The sequence below is a fragment of the Micromonospora inyonensis genome (genome assembly GCF_900091415.1).
In the GTDB taxonomy this organism is placed as follows: domain Bacteria; phylum Actinomycetota; class Actinomycetes; order Mycobacteriales; family Micromonosporaceae; genus Micromonospora; species Micromonospora inyonensis.
Window position 1 is genome coordinate 3226957 of sequence record NZ_FMHU01000002.1, and the last position, 23336, is coordinate 3250292.

18 protein-coding genes are annotated in these 23336 nt (G+C 73.8%); 13 read left to right on the plus strand and 5 right to left on the minus strand.

The window, feature by feature from the left end; all coding sequences use genetic code 11:
• The first annotated feature begins 299 nt into the window (after positions 1-299).
• On the plus strand, positions 300-815 hold the full coding sequence (locus GA0074694_RS28580) for a 2'-5' RNA ligase family protein (RefSeq protein WP_091463013.1): 516 nt from the start codon (positions 300-302) through the stop codon (positions 813-815).
• Between the two features lie 46 nt (positions 816-861).
• Here GA0074694_RS28580 and GA0074694_RS28585 read toward each other — a convergent pair whose 3' ends face one another.
• Positions 862-1347 carry a type II toxin-antitoxin system PemK/MazF family toxin gene (locus tag GA0074694_RS28585; protein ID WP_091463014.1) on the minus strand — a complete coding sequence of 162 codons (486 nt, stop codon included), beginning with the start codon at positions 1345-1347 and terminating at the stop codon, positions 862-864.
• Positions 1348-1437: 90 nt separating this feature from the next.
• Complete coding sequence (locus tag GA0074694_RS28590) at positions 1438-2445, minus strand: ISAzo13-like element transposase-related protein (RefSeq protein ID WP_176738149.1); 1008 nt, start codon at positions 2443-2445, stop codon at positions 1438-1440.
• A gap of 538 nt (positions 2446-2983) precedes the next feature.
• On the opposite strand from GA0074694_RS28590, the gene GA0074694_RS28595 reads away from it, so the two are divergent.
• The 8 genes from GA0074694_RS28595 to GA0074694_RS28625 are packed head-to-tail and all read left to right on the plus strand — an operon-like array spanning position 2984 to position 13917.
• Positions 2984-7015 carry a non-ribosomal peptide synthetase gene (locus tag GA0074694_RS28595; RefSeq protein WP_176738150.1) on the plus strand — a complete coding sequence of 1344 codons (4032 nt, stop codon included), beginning with the start codon at positions 2984-2986 and terminating at the stop codon, positions 7013-7015.
• Positions 6999-7937 carry a fatty acid desaturase family protein gene (locus GA0074694_RS28600; protein ID WP_091463017.1) on the plus strand — a complete coding sequence of 313 codons (939 nt, stop codon included), beginning with the start codon at positions 6999-7001 and terminating at the stop codon, positions 7935-7937. The genes GA0074694_RS28595 and GA0074694_RS28600 overlap by 17 nt, the downstream gene beginning before the upstream one ends.
• Positions 7934-8578 carry a GNAT family N-acetyltransferase gene (locus tag GA0074694_RS28605; RefSeq protein ID WP_091463018.1) on the plus strand — a complete coding sequence of 215 codons (645 nt, stop codon included), beginning with the start codon at positions 7934-7936 and terminating at the stop codon, positions 8576-8578. Before GA0074694_RS28600 ends, GA0074694_RS28605 begins: the two co-directional genes overlap by 4 nt.
• A gap of 21 nt (positions 8579-8599) precedes the next feature.
• Positions 8600-10309, plus strand: a complete 1710-nt coding sequence (locus tag GA0074694_RS28610) for an aspartate aminotransferase family protein (RefSeq protein ID WP_091463019.1) — start codon at positions 8600-8602, stop codon at positions 10307-10309.
• Positions 10306-11787, plus strand: coding sequence for an AMP-binding protein (locus GA0074694_RS28615; RefSeq protein WP_091463020.1), 1482 nt, complete (start codon positions 10306-10308; stop codon positions 11785-11787). Before GA0074694_RS28610 ends, GA0074694_RS28615 begins: the two co-directional genes overlap by 4 nt.
• Complete coding sequence (locus tag GA0074694_RS28620) at positions 11784-12728, plus strand: amidohydrolase family protein (RefSeq protein WP_091463021.1); 945 nt, start codon at positions 11784-11786, stop codon at positions 12726-12728. Before GA0074694_RS28615 ends, GA0074694_RS28620 begins: the two co-directional genes overlap by 4 nt.
• Entirely contained in the window at positions 12725-12976 is a 252-nt protein-coding gene (locus GA0074694_RS32055; protein ID WP_176738151.1) for a phosphopantetheine-binding protein, read from the plus strand. The genes GA0074694_RS28620 and GA0074694_RS32055 overlap by 4 nt, the downstream gene beginning before the upstream one ends.
• Positions 12973-13917 carry an amidohydrolase family protein gene (locus tag GA0074694_RS28625; protein WP_176738152.1) on the plus strand — a complete coding sequence of 315 codons (945 nt, stop codon included), beginning with the start codon at positions 12973-12975 and terminating at the stop codon, positions 13915-13917. The genes GA0074694_RS32055 and GA0074694_RS28625 overlap by 4 nt, the downstream gene beginning before the upstream one ends.
• A 68-nt stretch (positions 13918-13985) precedes the next feature.
• On the opposite strand, the gene GA0074694_RS28630 is transcribed toward GA0074694_RS28625, so the two are convergent.
• A complete protein-coding gene (locus GA0074694_RS28630) occupies positions 13986-14870 on the minus strand; it encodes a phenylalanine 4-monooxygenase (protein ID WP_176738153.1) in 885 nt (294 codons plus the stop codon).
• A gap of 310 nt (positions 14871-15180) precedes the next feature.
• On the opposite strand from GA0074694_RS28630, the gene GA0074694_RS28635 reads away from it, so the two are divergent.
• The gene (locus GA0074694_RS28635; protein ID WP_141714300.1) at positions 15181-16464 is read left to right on the plus strand and encodes a cytochrome P450; all 1284 of its coding nucleotides are present in this window, start codon (positions 15181-15183) and stop codon (positions 16462-16464) included.
• Here the strand turns inward: GA0074694_RS28635 and GA0074694_RS28640 are convergent.
• On the minus strand, positions 16430-17455 hold the full coding sequence (locus GA0074694_RS28640) for an ArsR family transcriptional regulator (protein ID WP_091463025.1): 1026 nt from the start codon (positions 17453-17455) through the stop codon (positions 16430-16432). The genes GA0074694_RS28635 and GA0074694_RS28640 overlap by 35 nt on opposite strands.
• 194 nt (positions 17456-17649) lie before the next feature.
• Here GA0074694_RS28640 and GA0074694_RS28645 point away from each other — a divergent pair, with 194 nt between their 5' ends.
• Genes GA0074694_RS28645 through GA0074694_RS28655 form a run of 3 tightly spaced genes read left to right on the plus strand, consistent with a single transcriptional unit; the run spans position 17650 to position 22888 of the window.
• The gene (locus tag GA0074694_RS28645; RefSeq protein ID WP_091463026.1) at positions 17650-20832 is read left to right on the plus strand and encodes a non-ribosomal peptide synthetase; all 3183 of its coding nucleotides are present in this window, start codon (positions 17650-17652) and stop codon (positions 20830-20832) included.
• On the plus strand, positions 20829-21698 hold the full coding sequence (locus GA0074694_RS28650) for a thioesterase domain-containing protein (protein WP_091463027.1): 870 nt from the start codon (positions 20829-20831) through the stop codon (positions 21696-21698). The genes GA0074694_RS28645 and GA0074694_RS28650 overlap by 4 nt, the downstream gene beginning before the upstream one ends.
• Entirely contained in the window at positions 21671-22888 is a 1218-nt protein-coding gene (locus tag GA0074694_RS28655) for an MFS transporter (protein WP_091463028.1), read from the plus strand. The genes GA0074694_RS28650 and GA0074694_RS28655 overlap by 28 nt, the downstream gene beginning before the upstream one ends.
• Here GA0074694_RS28655 and GA0074694_RS28660 read toward each other — a convergent pair.
• Positions 22849-23295 carry a protein-tyrosine phosphatase family protein gene (locus tag GA0074694_RS28660; protein WP_091463029.1) on the minus strand — a complete coding sequence of 149 codons (447 nt, stop codon included), beginning with the start codon at positions 23293-23295 and terminating at the stop codon, positions 22849-22851. The two genes, GA0074694_RS28655 and GA0074694_RS28660, sit on opposite strands and share 40 nt — an antisense overlap.
• Between the last annotated feature and the right edge of the window lie 41 nt (positions 23296-23336).

Below are 23336 nucleotides of genomic sequence, written 5' to 3' on the forward strand. Positions count from 1 at the left end.
TGACGTGCGCGGATGACTCTGCGGCGTGGGCCGGCGGCGGTGGTCCTCCGGCTGCTGGTCGTCGGCTGCGTACTGGCCGGGATCGTGTTCACCGCCGTCGGTCCGGCCACGGTGACCGGCCTGCTGCCGTACTTCACCATCCAGAGCAACCTCGCGGTCGGACTGCTCGCCGGCTGTGCCGCCAGCGGACCGGCTCCGAACCGGACAGCGGGGATACCCGGGACGAAGGGCGACGACCATGCGTACCACTGCGGGACGGGCGGTGATCGTGCCCTGACCGCCTGCCCTAGGGTGGGCCGGTGGTCGCCGCGCTGGAGTTGTATCTCGACACCGACGCCGCCCGGCGGATCCGGGTGCTGTGGGAGGCGTTGGAGGCGGAGGGGGTGCAGAGCCTCCGGTACCTGCTCGACCAGCGCCACCGGCCGCACGTCTCCCTGGCGGTGGCGCCCCGCCTGGACCCGGAACGGGTCGTCGGGGCACTGGCCGGGATGACGGTGGCCGCGCCGCTGCGGATGTCCTTCCTGCACGCCGGGCAGTTCGTCGGACGGGTGCTCTGGCTCGGCCCGACGCCGACGGCGGAACTGCTCGCCCACCACGCCGAGGTGCACGCCCGGCTCACCCGGGCCGGGGTGGGCCTCTCCGAGCACTACCAGCCGGACCGTTGGGTGCCGCACTGCACGCTCTCGATGCGGGTGCCCAACGCGCTGATGGCTGCCGCCGTCCGCCGCTGCCTGGAGGTGCTGCCGATCGAGGCCCGGGTGGTCGGCGCGGCGGTGACCGACCATGCCCGGGGCATCGCCCACCCCCTGTCCTGACCGTCTCCACGCCGGTCCGGGTCGGCGGGGGCGGATGACGGCGGGCTCAGGTCCAGCCGTACTCCGCCCGCAGGACCGCGGCGACCCGGTCGAACCGGGTCCGGTCCAGCACCGCCCCCTCCCGCCGGATGCCGTCCTCCCGCATGGTGAGCACCCGGTCGAGCCGTACCCAGCTCGGCCGGGTGTCCCGGTCCCACGCGCCCGGACCGAGGGGGAACCAGTGGCGCTGGCCGTCGCGGTCGCTCTGGCTGGAGAGCATGAGCCCGAAGAGGGTGCGGCTCTCCCGGCCGACCACCAGCACCGGCCGGTCCTTGCCCTGGCGGGGATCGTCCTCGTAGGCCACCCAGGTCCAGACGATCTCGCCCGGGTCCGCCCGACCGTCCGGTTCGGGCGCGTACACGAGGTGCCGGCGACGCAGGGCTGCCGCCTGGCGCCCTCGGGCGACCTGGGCGGGGATGTGCGCCGGGGTGCCGGCACCGCTCCGGACGACCCGACCGACCCGTGCCGCCATGCTTCTGAAGAGTCCCGCCACGGCCGGAAGCCTAGCCGCCGGCCACCAACCCCGCTGGCTGGCGACCACGCCGTCGGCGGGAACACCCGGCGCGGACCGGGGTCGTCGGCGTCAGGGGGTCACCAGGTAGTTCCAGGAAGCCGGTCCGGGCGGCGGGGGGATCAGCGCGGGGCCGGCCCCGTCCCGCGACTCGGCGAGCACCCGCATCTCCACCTCGTGCCGCGCCGGTACGGAACCGGGGAGGCGGAGCAGGACGTTCGAGCGGACCTGGTCCTCCCCCCGGTTCCAGCGCATGGTGTTCGAGGGCAGGTGGCACACGGTGATCGTGACCCCGATCCGCGCCGCGAAGCGGGCCAGCCCGGACCGCCAGGACCGCCCGCCCCCACCGGCGGAGTCCGCGACGATCAGCAGCTGGCGGGCCTGCTGGCTGGACTCCGCCCACCAGCCGCTGACGGTGGCCAGCGCCACCGCCCAGGTGTCCCGGTCGACGGGTTGGTCGGTCCAGTCGCCCTCGTCGGCGGGACCGGCCGCGCCCGGGTCGGCCGACGGGGTGTCGGCGACCGCGGGCCCGCCGGCACCGACCGCTTCCGACCGTTGCCGACGGCGCAGGCTGAGCACGATCACCGGCTGTCCGGCGCGGACGCACCGTTGCACGTGGTCGTTGACCCGGTGGAACTGGGCGTCCCGGTCGAGTTGCTGCCCGGCGAGCAGCGGACGGGAACTCGTCGACAGGCGGAAACCGGCCTCCCGCAGCAGCCGGCTCACCGACCAGGCCGAGACCTGGTGCCCCAGCCCGGCCAGTTCCTCGGCGAGCCGCCGGGTCGAGCGGGTGGTCCAGTGGAGCACCGGACTCGGTTGGTGGCGGGGTTCCATCAGCCCGAGCAGGTCGGTCATCAGGCCGGGATCGGTCTCGGTGAGTCGCTTCCGCCCCCCGCCCGGACGCCGTACGCGTGCCGGCCGCGTCCCAGGAGACTCAAGCTCCTCGATCCCCTTCGAGACGGTGCTCGGATGCACGCCGGCGGCGAGTGCGATCCGGCTGATCCCACCCCGCCCCAACGACCGGGCGCGGGCGGCGAGCACCAACCGGCGCTGCCGCTCGTCGAGATGCGGTTCGAGCATTCGGAACTCTTCGGCAAAACCCTTTACGCCATCCCCGTTCGTCCCCATGACTTGACGAGTATACGCATCTCAAACCATCACACGAGATAGCTTGTGGTGAATTTCTGCACAGTCTCACACCTATTCTCGCCACCAGCCGCGCACATCACGACGCGGCCGACACCCATCGACACGGGTCGCAGTGCCTCACGCCGGCCCGACCCCGCCGACCACCCCGGCTACGCAGCTCTCAGCGCAGGAAGGATGCCGGTAACCCCTCAGCCCGACCGACCGGTGAGCCGAGACGAGCCGGGCCGAACCAACCTGGCGCAGCCGCCAACTGCCACGTAGTTATTTCCTCGCGAAACGCGTCTGCTACTCAAGCCACACGCAACCCGAATCGCGCCACCTGCTGTTGCGGCGGGATCGGTTCAACATGTGGAACCACAAGTGGTGGCGCGAGGAAATAGGTATTTGGCGGCCGCGGGAAGTTCGTGCTACCTCATTGGATCTGCGCGGCGCGAACTCGGGGGAACACAAGAGCCGGTTGGAGGCGTCAGTGTTGTTCGACCACGACAGACCGAACTGGCCGCTGCTGGGTGCCCAGTCCGGGATCTGGTACGCCGAGTCACTGGACTCCACCGGGGCGTCCTGGAGCATCACCGACCGGGTGGACATCCACGGCCCGGTCGACCCCGCCACCATGACCGCCGCCCACCACCAGGTGGAACGGGACTGCGAGGCGCTCCGCCTCCGGTTCGCGGTCACCGCCACGGGGCCGGTGCAGCACGTCGACCCGGACGCCTCATCGCCGCTGCACCTGGTCGACGTCAGCGCGGAGGCCGACCCGGAAGCGGCGGCGGACGCCTGGATGACCGCCGACATGGCGGCCCCGGTCGACCGGCTCGGCACGGGTCTCTGCACCACCGCGCTGATCCGGTTGGCTCCGGAACACTTCGTGCTCTACCGCAGGGTGCACCACCTGATGGTCGACGGCTGGAGCATCGCCCAACTGCACCGCCGGACGGCGGCGACGTACACCGCCCTGATGACCGGACAGGCCCCGCCGCCACCGCCCCCACCGCTGCGGATCCTCGGCGACGGCGAGGCCGCGTACCTCGCCTCCGACCGGGTGGAACGGGACCGTCGGCACTGGCTGGACCGGCTGGCGGACCGGCCGGAGCCGACCCGGCTCGCCGGACGGCACGGCCGGCGCGGCGGACCCGTGATCCGTCGCCGGGCCAACCTCGGCGTCGCCCTGACCGAGCGGATGCGGGCCGCCGCCGGGCGGTTCGGGGTCGGCTGGTCGGAATTCGCCGTCGGGGTCGCGGCAGCCTACGTCGGGCGGATGACCGGCGGGACCGACGTGCTGCTCGGGCTTCCGGTCACCGGCCGGATGAGCCGCGCGGAACGCGACGTGCCCGGCATGACCACGAACGCCATGCCGCTGCGGGTCCGGATGCCGGCCGGCACCAGCCTGGCCGCCCTCCTCGCCGGGGTGGGCGCGGAGCTGCGGGCCGGCCTGCTGCACAGCCGCTACCCCGCCGCCATGCTCGGTCGCGACCTGGGCCGGACCGGGCAGGGGCGGCCCTTCTGGGGCGCGGTGGTCAACGTCATGGGCTCGACCGCCCCACTGCACTTCGCCGGACATCCGGCGACGGTACGCACCCTCTCGCTGCCGGACGTCGACGACGTCTCCCTCGTCTTCTTCCAACTGCCCGACGGGGACACCGAACTGCTCCTCGACGCCGACTCCGTCGCCCACCCGCCCGCGGAACTCGACGCGCACCTGCGCCGGTTCCTTTTCTTCCTCGAGGCGGCGACGTCGGCGGAGCCCGGCACCGCGGTCGACGAACTGCCCCTGACCGACGCCGGGGAACGGGAACGCCTTCTCGGCTGGGGCCGGGGGCCGGTGCGGGACATCCCGCCGGTCGGCATACACCAACTCGTCGAGCAGTGGGCGGAACGGACCCCGGACGCCCCCGCCCTCGACGACGACGGCACCCCGGTGAGCTTCCGCGAGCTGGACCGGCGGGCCAACCGGCTGGCCCGGCACCTGGTCGACCGGGGCGTCGGTCCGGGCCAGGTGGTGGCGTTCGCGCTCCCCCGGTCCGCGACGCTGGTCACCGCCGCGCTGGCGGTGCTGAAGTCCGGCGCGGCCTTCCTCTCCCTCGACCCCGCCTACCCGCTCGCCCGGTTGTCGTTCATGGTCGACGACGCGGAGCCGAGCCTGCTGCTGCTCTCCGGCGAGACCACGGCGCTCGGCGACCACCTGCCCGTACGGCGGCTGCTCCTCGACGACCCGGAGCTGACCGCGCGACTGGCCACTCTCGACGCCGGTCCGCTGTCCGACCGGGAACGGACCCTGCCCACCTCCCCCTGGCAGCCGGCGTACCTGATCTACACCTCCGGATCCACCGGCACCCCGAAGGGCGTGGTGGTACGCCACCGGGGGGTGGTCAACCTGACCGCGGCCATGGTGGACCGGCTGGGCTCCGGTCCGGGTACCCGGACCCTCCAGTTCGCCTCCGCCAGCTTCGACGCCTTCGTCGGCGAGATGACACAGTCGGTGCTGAACGGTGGCACCCTCGTCCTCGCCCCGGCCGAGCGGTTGACGCCCGGCCCCGAGCTGACCCGGCTCATCCGGGAACGGCAGGTCAACGACCTCGTCCTCGCCCCGTCCGTGCTCGACGTGCTGTCCCCGCAGGAGCTTCCCCCGGGCACCACCGTGTCGATCGTCGGGGAGCTGTCCGCGCCGACGGTGGTCGAACGGTTCGCGCCGGTCTGCCGGCTGATCAACGGGTACGGGCCGACCGAGGCGACGGTCTCGACCGCGATGAGCGGCCAGCTCACCGGGGACCGGGCCGCCGCCCCGCCGATCGGGACCCCGCTGCGCAACGTCCGGGTCTACCTGCTCGACGCGCACCGGCAGCTGGTGCCCATGGGCGCGGTCGGTGAACTGCACATCGGCGGCGCGGGGGTCTCGCTGGGTTACCGGGGCAACCGGGCGCTCACCGAGGAACGCTTCCTGCCCGACCCGTTCGCCACCGACGACGGCGAGGCGCGGATGTACCGCAGCGGCGACCTGGCCCGGTGGACCGCCGACGGCGAGTTGGTCTTCGTCGGACGCGACGACGACCAGGTGAAGATCCGTGGCTTCCGGATCGAACTGGGCGAGGTCGAGGCCGCGCTGGTCCGGCAGCCCGGGGTGGTCCGGGCCGCGGCCACGGTCCGCGACGACGACGCCGGGGGCCGGCAGCTCGTCGGGTACGTGGTGCCGGCCCCGGAGAGCGCGGTCGACCCGGCCCGGATCCGCGCCGGGCTGGCCGAGGCGCTCCCCGCCCATCTGGTCCCCGGGATCGTGGTGGCGGTCGACGAGCTGCCCCGCACGGCCAGCGGCAAGCTCGACCGGGGGGCCCTGCCCGACCCGTACGCCGCGACGCGACCGTCGGACGCGACCGGCGGCCAGACGAGCCGGACCGACGCGGAGGAGGTGCTGGCCGCGCTCTTCGCCGAGTTGCTGGGCGTGCCGGCCGTCGGCGCCGACGACAGTTTCTTCGACCTCGGTGGACATTCGCTCTCCGCCACCCGCCTGCTGGGCCGGGCGCGGGCCCTGCTCGACGTCCGTCTGTCGGTACGCGACCTGTTCCGCCATCCGACCGTGTCGGCGCTCGCCGCCCGCATCGGTCCCCCACCGGTGGTCGCCACCGGCCCGGTCGCCGCCGTGCCGCTGCGGCGCACCGGCAGCCGGCCGCCGCTGTTCTGCCTGCCGCTGCCGGCCGGCCGGAGCTGGCCCTGGCTGCGCCTGGTCGCCCAGCTGCCCGCCGACGTTCCCGCGTACGGCCTCCAGGGCGGGGTGACCGGCTCGACCGGCTTCGAGGAACTGGTCGCCGGGTACGTGGCCCGGATCCGCGAGGTCCGGCCCGAGGGCCCATACCACCTGCTCGGCTGCGGGACCGGCGGCTACCTGGCGTACCAGGTGGCGGTCGCGTTGCAGGCGGCCGGCGCGGAGGTCGGGTTGCTGGCGCTGCTGGACAGCTTCCCGCCGGACGAGACGCATCCGTCGCCGCCACTGACCGATCGGGAGGCGCTGCTCGGCGTCCTCGACCTGTACGGCGTACCGCGCCCCGCGTCGGGCCCGCCGGACGCCGCCACCGTGGCCGGTCTGCTGCATGCCCGGGGCGGCGGGCTGACCGGGGTCGACGAGACGGCGGTACGCGACCAGGCCGACGCCCTCGCCCGGCTCAGCCACCTGGCGCACGAGTTCACGCCCGGCCGGTTCGTCGGGGACCCGCTGGTCCTCGCCACCCGCGCGGACGGGGCGGGGCAGCCGCCGACCGTGCCGGACTGGGGCAAGTACGTGACGGGCCGGGTCCGCGAGCGGCTGCTCGACGTCGACGGCCGGGACCCGCTGGCCCCCGGGCCGGTGACCGCCCTCGCCGCCGCGCTCGTCGCGGCCCTGGACGTCGGCGACGACCCGACCGGCCCGACAGCGGCGGACGGCACCGCGCCCGGGGAGCCGGCACCACCCGACACCGTGGCCACCGAGCGACCGCAGGAGGAGACGGGTAACCGTGAAACCCACCGATGAGGCCACCGCACGCGCCACCCGGGCCGACGTCCGCAACGCCGCCCGGCATCTGCGCACCGAGGTCGACGACCGGTCCTTCGCGTCGAAGCTGACGCTCTGGGCCCTGCTGACCATTGCCGGCGGGGTGCTGGCGGCCCGCCCGGAGATCACCCTGCGGGTGCTGGGCGTGGTGGTGTCGGGCTGCATGTTCGCCCACGCCGCCGAGTTGCAGCACCAGACGCTGCACGGGCTGGGATTCCGCCACGCGCGGGCGAACCGGCTGGTCGGCGTCCTGCTGGGACTGCCGATGCTGATCTCGTTCTCCGCGTACCGGGCCACCCACCTGCGGCACCACCGCGACCTGGGCACCCCGGAGAACCGGGAGTTCTTCGACTACGGCGACCAGTACGGCACCGACCGGCCCCGGTCCCGGCTGCGCATTGCCCGGGACTGGACGGTCCGCTTCACGATGCTGCACCACTACGGCCTGTTCCTGGTCGACGCCGGACGGGCGCTGCGCGGTGCGGACCACCCCGGGGAGACCCCCACCGTCGCCCGCCGGATCCGGACGGAACACCGGCTCGTCCTGGCCGTGCTCGCCGCCGCGACCCTCGGTTCGGTGCTGCTCGGCGAGGCCCTCGTGGTGTGGTGCTGGCTGGCCCCACTGCTGCTGGTCGCCGGGCCGGTGCACGCGTTGGTCGAGCTGCCGGAGCACTTCCGGTGCGCCACCCTGGACCGGGACCCGTTCGCCAACACCCGCACGATCCGGTCGAACCGGCTGATGACGTGGTTCACCAACGGCAACAACTTCCACGTCGAGCACCACCTGATGCCGAACCTGCCGATCGAACGCCTGCCCGAGCTGCACCAGCAGGTGCGCCACCAGCTACACCACTTCCACCCCGGGTACGTGGACTTCTTCCGCACGTTGGTGCGCCGGTGAGCGCCCCGTCCACCACCGGGGTGGTGTTCCGGCTGGCCGAGTCGGCGGCGGACCGGGCGGCGGTGCTGCGGCTGCGCGACGCGGTCTACGTCCAGGACCAGGGGCGGCTGCACGACGCCGCCGACACCGAGCAGACCTTCGACCGCTTCGACCCGTACGCCCACTACATCCTCGCGCTCGACGGCGACGAGCCGGTCGGCACGGTCAAGGTCATCCCCGACCAGGCGGCCGGATTGCCCTGCGAGGACGTGGTCGACCTGACCGCGCTGCGACCGGGCAACCGGCTGGTCGAGTTCGGGCACCTGATGACCCTCCCGGCGATCCGCAGCCGCTCGGTCGGGCTGGCGCTGATGCGCGAGGCGCTGGTGCACAGCGTCCGGCGCTTCGGCGCCACCCACATCATCGGGGACTTCTTCGTCGACGAGAACTCCGGCCAGCTCCGGGACTTCTATCTGGAGATCGGCTTCGTGCCGCTCGGCGAGCCGTACCTCGACGAACGGTTCGCCGGGGGGCCGCTGAGCCTGGTGGCCTACCTGGACGTGCCGGACGCGGTGGCCCGGTCCCGCGCGCCGGAAGGGCGGCGCAGCCGCCTGTTGCAGTTCTTCTTCGCCGACTACCACGCGTACGCCAGTGCCCGGTGACCCGGGCGGGAGGAGACGAGGGTGCGAACACGTCGTCAGGAGCTGGCCGAGGCGAAGGCGGCCCACAACCATCCGACCTACTCGACGATGTCCTTCGTCATGGGCTGCGGGGTGCAGGGTCCCGGCTCCGGCGCGCACGTGACCGACGGCGACGGCCGGGACCTGCTGGCCCTGTTCGACCAGTACGGCAACCAGTCGTTCGGCTACTCGCACGAGCGGATCGTGGCCGCCGTCGCCGAGCAGTTGGCGTCCGGTCGGCTGAACAGCACGAAGATCCTCTTCGAGGAGGAGCAGATCCGGCTGACGGCCCGGTTGGCCGAGCTGACCGGCGGCCGGCTGCCGTACGCCTACCTGGCCAACGGGGGTGGGGAGAGCATCGACAACGCGCTCAAGCTGGCCCGCGCCGCCACCGGCCGGACCACGTTCGTCAGTGCCCTCGACTGCTTCCACGGCAAGACCTTCGCCGCGCTCAGCGCCGCCAACCGGCCCGAGCACGCCGCCCTGTACCGCCCGTTCCTGGAGCGGTTCCGACAGGTGCCCTTCGACGACTTGGCCGCGCTGGACCGGGCGGTGGACGGCGACACCGCGGCGGTGTTGCTGGAGCCGGTGCAGGCCGAGGGGGGCGTAATCGTCCCCGACGAGGACTACCTGGCCGGGGTGCGGCGGATCTGCACCGAGCGGGGAACCCTGCTGATCCTCGACGAGATGCAGACCGCCTTCGGTCGCTGCGGGCCCTTCTTCGCCTTCGACCGGTTCGGGGTCACCCCCGACCTGGTCTGCGTGGGCAAGGCGTTCGGCGGCGGTGTGGTCCCCCTGTCGGCGGTGCTCGGCACCGAGGCGGTGTGGGACAGCCTGCGGGCGCTGCCGTCCGCCTTCGGGTCCAGCCTGGGCGGCAACCCGCTCTGCTGCCGGGTGGGGCTGGCCGCCATCGAGATCGCCACCGAGGAGTCGTTCGGCCGGACGGTGGCCGCGCACACCGAGACGCTCGGCACCCGGCTGCCCGCCCTGGTGGCCCGCTTCCCCCGGCTGCTCGCCGCGCACCGGGGCATCGGCATGATGCACGGCCTGGAGTTCCACGACGAGACCCTCGGCGGGATGGTGCTCGCACTGCTGCTGCGGCACGGCGTGACCTCGACGTACTCGCTCTACCACAACCGGGTGCTGCGGGTGCAGCCGCCGATGGTCATCTCCCCGGCCGACCTGGCGTACGGGCTGGACGTGCTGGAACGGGTGCTGGCCGAGGTGGACGCCCGGCAGGACGACCCGACCGGACGACCGGCGGTGCCCTGCTCGCCCGTCACCCGGACGGCGCTGGTGCCGGTGCCCTGCGCCGAACTGCGCGACCTGCTGCACCGGCAGCCCCATCTGCTGGACCCGTTCGCGCTGGACCCGTCCGGGTGGGCCCCGACCGACGACGGGCTGACACCGGAGTTCGCCGGGACCCTCGGACACGACCGGGTGGTCTGGGCCGACCGGGTCACCCGCACACCGGAGGGCGTGACCGCCTCGGCCGTCCCCGACTGGATCTGGCGACGGCTGGACCGCACCGTCCGGGTCCGCCCGGTCGACGGTGACGACCGGCGCAGTGCGGTCGAGGTGCGCATCGACTGGGACACCGGCTCCGGGCCGTACGAGCCGCTGCTGGCCGGACAGCTCGGGCCGTTCGTCAGCGACCGGCTCGACGCCCTGCTCGCCCGACTGGCCGACGAGATGGCGAGGACGTGCTCATGAACCTGGCAGAACTCACCGGGCGGTACCGTCACCGGCGCACCGCGCGGATCGTGGAGATCGACGCCGCCGGGCAGCGGCGGGAGGTGACCCACGCCGAGCTGGCCGAGGCCGTCGACGAGCGGGTCGCCCGGCTGCGCACCGCCGGGGTGGGCCCCGGTGACGTGGTCGGCATCCGGGCCGGCAACAGCATCGACTGGGTGGTGTGGGACCTGGCGGTGCTGGCGCGCGGCGCGGTGCTCCAGGCGTTCGGCGACGAGACCACGATCGACGCGGGGTTCGCCGACCGGCACGGGCTGGCCCTGCTGGTCGACGGCGACCGGGTGCACCAGACCGGCCGCCGGCCGCACCCGGTCGGCGAGATCCCGCCGGACCTGCACAGCCTGGTCTACTCCTCGGGCACCTCCGGCACGCTGAAGGGACTGCGGATCAGCCGGGCCGGCACCGAGTACGTGATCAGCCGGTTCGTGGACGCCTTCGCGGTCACCCCGGCCGACCGCCACCTGATCTTCCTGCCGTTGGCCAACTACCAGCAGCGGCTCTCCGTCTACTGCTGCCTGTGGGTGGGGGCCGATCTGGTGCTCGCGCCGTACCAGCGGGTCTTCACGGCGATCCGGCAGGAGCAGCCGACGTTCGTCATCGCCCCGCCGGTCTTCTACGACGCGGCCCGGCACCTGCACGCGCGGAGTGCGGCCGGTACGCCCCTGCCCGAGTTCCTGGGCGGCCGGATGCGCTTCATGATCACCGGAATGGCCCCGATCTCCCGGGCCACCCTGGACGCGTTCTGGGCCGGCGGGGTCCGCCTGCTGGAGGCGTACGGGATGACCGAGAGCGGCATGATCGCCTGGAACACCGCCGACGCGCACCGGGTCGGCACGGTCGGCCGCCTCATCGACCCGGACGCGGTGGAGTTCCGGCCCGACGGTGAACTGCTGATCCGGCGACCGGCCCCGTTGAGCCTCGGCTACTTCGACGTGCCGGCGGAGGTGGCCGGCGAGACCTTCCGCCCGGACGGCACGATCGTCACCGGCGACTACGGCCGGCTGGACTCCGACGGTTTCCTCACCCTCGTCGGGCGGAAGAAGGACGTGATCACCCTCGGCAACGGCCGGAAGGTGCACCCGGCCGAGATCGAGGCCCGCTTCACCGGGGTGCCCGGGGTGGCCGACCTGATCGTGGTGCCGACCCGGTCGCACCGGCTCGGCGCGATCGTCACCCCGACGGCCGACACCCCCGAGCAGCGGACCGCCGTGCGGGACGGCGTCGAGCGGGTCAACGCCGGCCTGCCGAGCCACGAACGCCTCGCCGCCGTGGCGTTCAGCGCCACGCCGCTGCGCGGGGACCCCCGCTTCCTGACCGCGAACCTGAAGCTCAGCCGCACCGCGGCGGCGGACTGGTTCGCCGACCACGTCGGGGCGGGCGACCCGGCCGACTCGGCCCGTGTCGCGGTCGACGCGCCCGCCCAGGCGGGTTCCGCATGATCGTCGACGGGCACGTGGTGCTGGCCAGCGACCGGGTCGTCCCCCGCGAGTACCTGGAGGAGCAGGCCGCGAACATCCACCACCGACTGGCCGCGCACGGGCGGGGCGGGAACCGCGCGGCGGTGACCGAACGGCTGCTGGCCATCCACTCCGACCACGACGCAGACCGCCTGGTCACCGAGCTGGACGCCGCGGGGGTGGATGTGGCGTTCCTGGTGGCCGCCGACTTCTCGCACGTCTCACCCCGGGCCACGCCCCCGGACGAGCTGGCCCGCCTGCACGACCGGGTCTGCCGCCGGCACCCGGGCCGGTTCCGGGTGTTCTGGGGCGTGGACCCGCGCGCCGGGGCGGCCGGGCCGGAGGAGTTCGAGCGGACGGTGTCCGGGTACGGCTTCGCCGGGCTGAAGCTCTACCCGCCGGCCGGCTACTCCCCCAGCGACCGGCGGCTCTACCCGTACTACGAGATCTGCGCGGCACGCGGGCTGCCGGTGCTGACCCACACCGGTCCGGGCTGGGCGCCGCTGGACTTCACCTACGGCCCACCGCTGCTGGTCGACCAGGCGGCCCGGGATTTCCCGGGGGTGAACTTCATCCTCGGCCACGGTGGGGTGACCCACGTGGAGGAGGCCTCGTACCTGTGCGCCCACCGGCCCAACGTCCACCTGGACGTCAGCCAGTTCCCGTCGATGCTGACCGCCGACGGCTGGGTGGCGCACCTGAACCGGCTGTTCCGCAGCGGCATCAACCACAAGATCGTGTTCGGCACCTGCTGGCCGTCGTACCGGATGTCGACGACCCTGCCGGCGGTGCTGGCCGCCTTCACCTCGGACGGCGTCTTCGCCGGCGTCCGTCCCTCCCACCAGAGAATGATCATGGGAGAGACCATCCTTCGCCTGGCCGGCGACCCGGTCGCCGCCACCACCCCGGGAGGCCACCAGTGAGCGTCGACGTCGCCGCGTTGCAGAAGGAAGCCGTCGAGTGGGTCCGGGAATGGAACGAGGACGACCTCCCGGTCGACCTGGACGTCGACACCCCCCTGCTGGCCAAGGGCCTGCTCGACTCGATGGGCATGGTCGCCTTCGTGTCGTTCCTGGAGGAGCGGTTCGACCTCCGGTTCGACTTCACCAGCTTCGTGCCGGGACCGAACGCGTCGATCCGCACCCTGCTCGACCACTGCCTCGGACGATGATCCACGACGGCCACTGCCACGTCGCCTCCACCGACTTCATCCCCCGGGCGTTCCTCACCGACGTCGCGGCGGCCATGCACCGGGGGCTCAGCGCGGTCACCACCGCACCGCCGCTGGCCACCCTGGTCGAGCGGTACGTCGCACAGCACCAGGACCACCACGCCGACCGGCTGGTGGCCGAGATGGACGCCGCGGGGGTGGCCACGGCGGTGCTTCTCGTGCCGGACTTCGGGCTGGTGATGTCGACCCCGCTGTCCCTGGCGGAGATGGCCCGGCGACACCACGGGATCCGGACCCGGCATCCCGGCCGGTTCCGGGTCTACCTCGGCGCGGACCCGCGCCGGGGCGAGACGGGGGCGCGCGAGTTCGCCGACCTGGTGGACCGGTACGGCTTCGAGGGGATGAAGCTCTACCCGCCCTGCGGCTACTCACCGTCGGACCGGGCGCTCTACCCGTACTACGAGGAGTGCCGGGCCCGGTCGATGCCGGTCTTCGTGCACACCGGACCGACCGGGCGGAGCCTGAGCTTCAACCCCGCCCACCCGCTCCTGGTCGACCAGGCGGCCCGGGACTTCCCGGACCTGGTCTTCGTGCTCGGCCACGGCGGGGTCAGCCACGTCGACGTCACCTCGTACCTGGCCCTGCACCGGCGCAACGTCTACCTCGACACCGGCGGCTTCGCCGGCTCGCCCGGCACGGGCTGGCCGCAGCGGTTGAACCAGCTGTTCCGGCTGGGCGTCAACCACAAGATCATCTTCGGGACCGACTGGCCGCTGAACCAGCTCACCGGCGGGCTGCCCCGGCTGCTCGCCGAGGTGTGCGACGGGTCCGAGGTCTTCGCCGGGGTGTCCCGGGGTGACCGGGACCTGCTGCTCGGCGGGAACCTGCTGCGGGTGGTCGCACCGGCGGACCGGCCGGCGCGGGCCGGGGCGGGACCGTGACCCGCCCGGCCGTCCCGCGGCGGCGGGTGGCGGCCGGGCCGGGCCCGGCAGGTGCGCCCGCGACGCCGTCAGGCCCCGGGCACCCCGGCGAACTGTCCCCGGACGATCTCGTCGAGGAACCGGTCCAGGAACTCCTCCAGGTGGTCGAAGGACTCCGCGCAGAACAGCACGGGCTGGTAGTCCTCGACCCGGTACCGCTGGGCGCCCATCGCCGCCGCGTCCAGCGGCCGGATCTCCGCCGCCGTCCGGAACTGGTCCAGCTCACCGATCGAGGAGAGCAGGCTCGCCCCGCAGGCGCGCACCTCTCCGTCCTCGCGGACCAGCCCGTACTCCAGGGTGAACCAGAAGACCCGGGAGAGCACGGACAGCGCCTCGTGGCTCTCCAGCCGCCGGGCCGCCACCCCCACCCGCCGGTAGATCGCCGCGAGCCGGTCACTGGCCAGCGCGCTGCCGTGCCCGACCACCTCGTGGATCATGTCCGGCTCCGGGGAGAACCGGGGCGTCGAGCAGTGCCGGATGTACTGGGTCGCCTGGAACAGCCCGTCGGCGAGCGAACCGTAGAAGTCGCGCATCTCGACGATGCCGGCGGCCGGCCGGAACCGGAACCCGGTCAGCGCGGTCAGGCGCGCCGAGGCCGCCCCGAGCTGGGGCAGCCGGTCGGTCGGCAGGTCGAGTCGGCGTACGCCGTCGAGGAACTCCCGGCAGGCGTACCGCTGGTGCCGCTCCCGCAGCTCCGGGCCGACGATCCGCCACAGCTCGTGCTCCTGCTCGGTGTACTCCACGTCGGCGACCGGGCCGCCGGGCACGTGGTCCAGGGCGGCCTTCGCGATCCGCGCCCGGTGCCGTTGGTACGCCGGGTCGTCCCGGCCCGGGTGTCCATCGGCGAACACCACGGAGACCGTGCCGTTCTCCGTCCGGATCACCGGCGAGTACAACGTCGCTTCCTTGAACATTGTCGATTCCTCCCCCACGCCCGGCTCACGCGCGTCGAGAGACCGGCGTGGTTCCACACCATCCGGCCGGTCCCGCGTTGCCATCGGATCGGGCGGCGGCATTTCCGCACCAGCCCGGTACGACCTCGTCCGCACAATTCACGGGTGGTCACATGAACCGAGCATAACCCAGCCGTCCACATAGTCCAGTGCCAGTAAATAAGTAGTGGAAAACGCTCCGGAATGAGCTGGAAACCGGCGGCGGGCGGCAGGCGCTGCCCATTTGCGGCGCCACCGTTCCGGCCATTCCCGCGTCTCGATCGGAGGGACCGTGCTGACCCGTACTCCCGTGTTCACCGCCGGTGGATCGGACTTCGACCCGACCGATCCCCACCTCTTCACCACCGATCGGCACCTGGAGGTCTGGCGGCAGGCCCGCAGCCGGCATCCGGTCGCCTGGCAGGAGTCGGCCGACGGCGGCTTCTGGTCGGTCACCGGCCACCGGGCGGGCAGCGAACTGCTCCGGCGGCCCACCGAGTTCACCTCGACCCTCGGCATGCGTCTGGGCAGCAGTCCGCAGGCCGTCCGCGCCGCCGCCGGGCGGATGCTGGTGGTCGCCGACGGCACCGCGCACCGCCGGCTGCGGACCGCCCACTCGGCGTGGTTCACACCCCGGGCACTGGCCGGGCTCCGCGCCGACCTGCTCCGCCTGCTCGACGCGCGCCTGGCGGAACTGCTCGCCCGGGGCACCCCGTTCGACGTGGTGGGTGAGCTGACCGCGCTCCTGCCGGCGTGGGCGCTGCTCGGCATGATGGGGGTGCCGGCCGCCGACTGGAACCACCTGGTCGGGCTGACCCTGCGGGCCTTCGACGACGACGAGCGCGGCCCGGCGGCGGCGGCGGCCCGGACCGAGGCGCACACCGAGGTCTTCCTGTACTTCGGTGAGCTGCTCGACCGGCGGCGCGCCGCGCCGGGCGACGACATGGTGAGCGCGCTGGCGCAGGCCGTGGTGGACGGCCGACCGCTGACCGACGAGGAGATCGTCCTCAACTGCGACGGCCTGATGAACGGCGGGTTGGAGACGACCCCGCACGCCGCCTCCGGCGCGATGCTCGCCTTCGCCCGGCACCCGGACACCTGGCGGCGGCTGCGCCACACCCCGGAGCTGGCCGACCGGGCGGTCGAGGAGATCCTCCGCTACACCTCACCGCCGATGCACGCGATGCGGACCGCCACCGTGGACGCCACCCTGGGCGACGCCACGATCCGGGCCGGCGACCGGGTGGTGGTGTGGTTCCCGTCCTGCAACGCCGACGACACCGTCTTCGCCGAGCCGGGGCGGTTCCTCCTCGACCGGTGGCCCAACCCTCACCTCGGGTTCGGTGGAGGGCCGCACTACTGCATCGGGGCGGCCCTCGCCCGGCTGGAGCTGCGCTGCCTGCTGGAGACCCTGGCCCGGCGGGTCGAGGCGTTCGAGGTCGCCGGTGCGGTCGTCCGCCAGCCGTCGAACTTCCTCAACGGCCTCCGCCGCCTCGACCTGGCACTGACCCCGGCCGGCACGGCGGCCGGGGCCGACCCGCTCACCGGGCCCCGGCACTCCGGGACGCCTCGATGACGTGCATCCCGGGTGGACCGGCCACGGTCCGCCCGAACACCCAACCCGCCCGCTCCAGCAGCGCCCGGTACTGCCCGAGGGTCCGTTCCCGCGCCCCCGGGTACAGCACCATCATCACCACGTCCGACCAGGCCTGGGTCGCCGCCAGCGGCCCCGAGGAGGGGAGCAGGTCCTCGAAGATCCGCAGCCGCGCGCCCGGGGACGCGCCCCCGGCGACCGCACCGAGGATCCGGACCACCTCGTCGTCGTCCCAGTCGTGCAGGACCCGGGAGAGCAGGTACACGTCGCCGGCCGGCACCGGCGCGAAGAGGTCGTGCGGCCGGGTCTCGCTCCGGTCGGCAAGCCCGCGCTCCCGGAACCGGTCCACCGCCCGGGGCAGCACCTGCGGCTGGTCCAGCAGGATGCCCTTCAGCCCGGGCCCGGCGTCGAGCACCGCGGCCAGCAGCACTCCGCTGCCGCCGCCGACGTCGACCACCGTGCCGCCGTCGGGCCAGTCCAGCAGCGGTACGCACGGCAGCGAGAGCAGTCGGGCCTGCTCCGCCATCGCCTGGCTGAACACCGCCTGCTGGTCGGGACGGTCCGCCAGGTACTCCCAGAACCCGGTGCCCAGCACCCCGGGGACGGCGGGGCGGCCGGTGCGGACGGTGTCGACCAGCCGGTGCGCCACGTCGGAGATCCCGAGCGTGGCGAAGGTGGCCCAGACGGACATCGGATGGTCCCGCCGGAGCAGCTCGCCCCGGTCGGTGAGCCACACCCGGTCCGTCTCACGGTGGTGCACGACGATCTCGTGGCCGTCGAGCAGGCGCAGCACCCGGCGCAGCGCGTCCGGGTCGGCGGCCACCTCGGCCGCCAGGTCGGAAACCGGCCGGGGTCCGTCCGCGAGTCGGTCCGGAATCTCCAGTCTGGCGACCGCGCAGAGCGCGTGGAAAACCAGCCCGGACTGATAGACGTGGAACAGCTCAGCGATTTCCGCAATCGGCTCCCGGAACACCAGAAATCAACCTCCCCGCGAATGGACGACGAACGAAATCTAGCAAGGTTTGTCAATACGTACACCGGTTGGGTGGGCACGCGCGACGTCCCGGCGGACAACTGTCCCACGAGGACGGCGGGAGAACCGGAAAAGCACCGGTGGCCCCTTCGGCGTCCCCCCATGGCCGGTCGACCCGTGAAAGGATGCCGACGATGACGTCCCCTGTCCCCACGGTCGGCGGCGTGCTCCCGCCGGCCGTCGCGCCGGCCACGAGCGCCCGACTACCGCTCTCCTTCGCGCAGGAGCAGTTGTGGTTGGTGGACCAGCTCAGCCCCGGGGAGTCCGCGTACAACAGTCCCCTCGTCTACCGGTTGCGGGGGACACTGGACGTCGCCGCGCTCCGGGCCGCGCTGACCGCCCTGGTGGCCCGGCACGACGCGCTGCGGGCCACGTTCGGCACCGAGGACGGCACGCCGTACCAGGAGATCGCCCCGCCGGCCCCGGCCCGGCTGGAGGTGCGCGCGGTGCCCGGCGACACCCCCGACGACCGGGAGACCGCCCTGCACCGGACGCTTCGGGCGGAGGTCGCCACCCCGTTCGACCTCCAGGCCGGCCCGCTGTACCGCTTCCTGCTGCTCCGGGTCGCCGCCGACGACCACGTACTCCTGCTGCTCCTGCACCACATCGTCACCGACGGCTGGTCGACCGGGGTGCTCCGGCGGGACCTGGCCGTCGGGTACGCCAGCGCCGTCGCTGGCCACCCCCCGCAGCTGCCACCGCCGGGCCGCACGTACGCCGCGCATGTGCTGGCCCAGCGCGCCCGGCTCACGCCGGAGACGTTGGCAGCCGGGCTACGGCACTGGGAGCGGACGCTGCGTGACGTCCCACCGGTGGAGCTGCCCACCGACCGGCCCCGGGCGGCTGCCGTCGGACGGCCCGGCGCGACGGTCGTCCGGTCCCTGCCCGACGCGCTGGGACAGCAGGTGGCGGCGCTGTGCCGCGACCGCCAGGTGTCCCCCTTCATGCTGTTGACCGCGGGCCTGGCTGCGGTGCTCGCCACCGAGGCCGGCCAGGAGGACCTGTCTCTCGGCGTGCCGCTGCTCGGCCGGGCCGAGGCGGAGCTGGAGGACGTGGTCGGGCTCTTCGTCAACATGGTGGTGCTCCGCCTCGACCTGTCCGGCGATCCCACCTTCGACGACCTGCTGGACCGGGTCGCCGAGGCGAGCCTCGGGCTCTACGACCACGACGAGGTGCCCTTCGCGAAGGTGGTCGAGCGGGTCCGGCCGGTCCGCACCGAGGGGCGCAACCCGCTGTTCCAGGTCTGCGTGCAGCTGCTCGGCGCGGACACCACGGGGGCCGGGCTGTCCCTGCCCGGCCTCACGGTCGAGTTGGTCCCGCCCCCGTCCGAGCGGTCCCCGTTCGACCTCTCCGTCGACTTCGCCGTCACCGGCGAGCGCATCGCCGTCCACCTCACGTACGCGACCGACCTGTTCGACCGGTGGCGGATCGACGCGCTGCTCGACCACCTCACCACCCTGCTGACGACCGGCTGTGCCGACCCGGCCCGGCCGCTGTCGCGTCTCCCGCTGCTCTCCGCGCGGGAGCGGACGGCGCTGCTCGACTGCGGCGACGGTGGTCCGTTCCGGCCGGACGGACGCCCGCTGGACGCCCGGATCGCGGCGGTCGCCGCCGCCCGTCCCGAGGCGGTGGCCGCGGTCTGCCGGGGACGGGAGCTGACCTACGGCGAACTGCTCCACCGGGCGGACGCGCTGGCCCACCGGCTGGTCCGGCACGGGGCGGGTCCGGAGCGGGTGGTCGCCGTCGTCGCCGACCGGGACCTCGACCTGCTCGTCGCCGTGCTCGGGGTGCTGCGGGCCGGGGCGGCGGTGACCATCCTCGACCCGACGCACCCGCCCCGACGGCTGGGCCGTCTGATCGACGCGGTCGACGCGCCGGTGGTGCTGGCCAGGGCCGCCCTGGTCGACCGGCTGCCGCCGCTGCCCGGTCGGGACGTGCTGCCGGTGGACGGCCCGGCGGCCGACCCGCCCGCGCCGGGGCCGCTGCCGGCGCACACCGCCGCCACGCTGGCCGCGGTGGTGACCACCTCCGGGTCGACCGGTCGCCCCAAGCCGGTGGCGCTCGACCACGCCGGCCTGGGCTACTTCGTCGACCGCTACCGCCGGGCCCTCGACCTGGGGCCGGCGGACCGGATGCTCCAGTTCTGCTCGCTCACCTTCGACCTGGCCCTCGGCGAGGTGCTCACCGCGCTCACCGTCGGCGCCACGCTGGTGCTCGTCTCCCCCGAGGAGGGGTCCGCGCCGGACGAGGTGGCGGCGCTGATGCGCGCGCACCGGGTCACCTACCTCGGGCTGACCCCGACCATGCTCGGCAGCCTCGACCCGACCGGTCACCCCGACCTGCGGGTCGTGATGAGCGCCGGTGAGGTGCTGACGACGGATCTGGTCGACGCCTGGAGGCTGCCCGGCCGCCGCATGGTCAACCTGTACGGTCCGACCGAGGTCTCGGTGGCCTGCACCGACCACGAGTGCGCCCCCGGCCGGGGGCACCGCCCACCGCCGATCGGACGCCCCCACCCCGGCCGCTGGCTGTACGTGGTGGACCGGTACGGACGGCTCGCCCCCCGGGGTGCCCCCGGTGAGCTGCTCGTCGGGGGCGTCGGGCTGGCCCGGGGCTACCTCGGCCAGCCGGCACGGACCGCGGAGCGGTTCGTCGCCGACCCGTTCCGCCCCGGTGGCCGGGTCTACCGCACCGGCGACCTGGTGCGCTGGAACGCCGCCGGCGAACTCGAGTTCCTCGGTCGCCTCGACGACCAGGTCAAGCTGCGCGGGTTGCGGATCGAGCCCGGCGAGATCGAGTCCGCGCTGCTGACCCACCCCCGGGTCGGTCGGGCAGCGGTGGTGGTCCGCCCCGACCCGCGCGGGGAACCCCGCCTGGTCGGGTACGTCAGCGCGGAGGGGCCGCCGCCCACCCCGGCGGAACTCCGCGCCCACCTCGACGCGGTGCTGCCGGCGTACCTGGTGCCGGGCGCGTGGTGCGTGCTCGACGAGTTCCCGCTGACCAGCTCACAGAAGATCGACCGGGTCGCGCTGCCGGACCCGGATCCGGTCGCCGCACCGGGCGGCACCGCCCCGGCGGCCACCCCGACCGAGGCCGCCCTGGTGGCGATCTTCGGAGCGGTGCTCGGTGTGCCGGAGGTGGGCGTGGACGCCAACCTCTTCGCGCTGGGCGGCAGCTCGTTACAGGGCATGCGGGTGGTCGGCCAGATCAACCGGACCTTCGGGGTGCGGCTGAGCCTGCGCCTGCTCTACGGCACCGCCACGATCCGCGACCTCGCCGCCCGGGTCGACGGCACGACGCGGGAGGCGGTCAGGTGACCGACCATGCGGTGCTGACCATCCGCGCCACCGGGCACCGGCCCGCGCTGTGCTGCGTGCCGGCCATCTCCGGTTCCCCGTACCCCTACCTGCCGCTGCGGGCCCTGGTCGAGGCCGACCAGCCCGTCCTCGCCCTGGAGGCACCCGGATTCGACGACGGCCGTCCGCCGGCCGGCTCACTGCCGGAACTTGCGGCCGGCTACCTGGACTCGTTGCGCCGGGCCCGTCCCGACCGGGCGTACGCCCTGCTCGGATGGTCGATGGGCGGCGTGGTCGCGTACCACCTGGCGCAGCGGCTGCGGGCCGCCGGGTGCGGCGTGCCGGCGCTGGTCCTGGTCGACAGCATCGTGCCGACCCTGACGCGGCACCCCGAGGGGTTGGCCCGGACGACGAGGTTCGTGGTGGACCTGCTGGCCACCTCGGGCCAGCCGGTCGAACCGGCCCGGGCGGTACTCGCCGGACTCCCGGCCGGGAGTAGCCCGGAGGAGGCGTTCACCGCGCTGTCCCGGGCCCGCGTCCTCCCCGACGATCTCGACCACTCCTTCCTGCTGCACCGGTACGCGCTGTTCGACACCCACCTCACGGCGCTGAGCCGGTACCGGCCCACCGGCGGGTACGACGGACCGGTGACCCTGGTCCGCGCCGCCGACTCCCCCGCCGAGCTGATGCGCTGGGACGACCTGGCCACGGACGTGACGGAGATCGTGGTCCCCGGCGACCACTACTCGATCTGGCGGGGCGAGGGGCTGGCCGCGCTCGGTCGGGCCCTGCGCCGCTGCCTGTCCACCACGTACGACGACCGAGGGCGCCTGTACGCCCGGAAAGGAACGGCCGACGCATGTCCTCCGCCACCTGGCGGCGCGTGACCGTACTGCTGGCTCTCGCCCTGTCCGCCTTCACCTTCAACACCACCGAGAACCTGCCGATCGGCCTGCTCCCGCTGATCTCCGAGGACCTGGACGTCACGTTCTCCTCGGTCGGCTACCTCGTCACCGGCTACGGCCTGACGGTGGCCGTCGTGTCGCTGCCGCTCGCCCAGGTGACCCGGGACCTGCCCCGCCGGTGGGTGCTCACCGGCGTGCTGGCGGTCCTCGTGGTGTCCACCCTGGTCTCGATCGTCGCGGCCAGCTACTGGGTGCTGCTGACCGCCCGGATCGCGACCGCCGTCGCCCAGGCCCTCTTCTGGGCGGTGATGGCACCCGTCGCGGTGGGGCTCTTCGCCCCCGAGGTACGCGGACGGGTGATCGCCGTGATGTCGGTCGGGGGTTCGCTGGCCACCGTGCTCGGTGTGCCGGCCGGCACCTGGCTCGGGCAACAGGGTGGCTGGCGGGCGCCGTTCCTGGTGCTGACCGCCCTGTCCCTCGCCGCGCTGGTGCTGATCGCGGCGCTGCTGCCGACCAGCCGCCCGCAGGACAGCCACGGCGCGTACGGCTCCGCCCCGCACACCGGCCGGTTCGTCGTCACGCTGCTGGCCACCGCCGTCTCGGTGACCGGCATGTTCGCCGGGTTCACCTACGTCGTCCAACTGCTCACCGACGTCACCGGCTTCACCGATGAGACGGTGAGCGTCCTGCTCTTCGTCTTCGGACTCGCCGGCATCGCCGGGGTGAGCGGGGTCGGCCAGATCCTCGACCGGTTCCCCGGCGGGTCGCTGGTGCTGACCATCGGGCTCCAGGCGGTCGCCCTGCTCGGCCTCTGGCTGTTCGCCACCGAGAAGGTCGCGGTGATCGCCATGCTCGCCCTGCTCGGCGCGTCGGCGGCACCGGTCTTCATGGCCACCCAGGCCCGGATCCTGGTGGTCGCGCCGGGGCGGACCGAGATCGGTTTCGCGGCCAACTCGGCGGCGTTCAACGTGGGCATCGCGGTCGGCGCGGCGGTCGGTGGACTGGTGCTCGCGCCGCTGGGCGCGCGCGGGGTGTTCGGCATCGGCGCGCTGGTCACCTTCGCCGCGCTGGCGGTCGTCGCGGGCGAGTCGCTGCTGGCTGACCGTCCGGGCGAGGGCCCCCGCGCGGACGATCAGCCGTCCAGTCCGGCGGGACGGAAGGTCGCGACGTAGCGCTTCTGCCAGAACGTCTCGACCGCGCGGCGGTGGTAGTGCCGCCGGACGAACGCCACCGCCTCGGCCGGCGGCACCCCGTCGATGACCGCGAGGCAGGCCAGGGCGGTGCCGGTGCGCCCCCGACCGCCGCCACAGGCCACCTCCACCCGCTCGCTCGCCGCCCGTTCCCACGCCTCGCGCAGCAGCGGCCCGACGGCGGCCCGATCCCGGGGCAGCCGGAAGTCGGGCCAGGGCAGCCAGCGGCTCTCCCAGTCCACCGGCGGCGGTGGCGCACCGAGCAGGTAGACGGCGAAGGTCGGGGCGGGGCCGGTCGGCGGTCCCGCCCGCAGCCCGCGTCCGCGGACCAGCCGGCCCGACGGCAGGCGCAGCACCCCGGGGGCGGTCGGTTCCCACGTCGTGTCCATCAGGTGATGGTAGGGAGCGGGCGGTCCTGCGTGGACGGAAG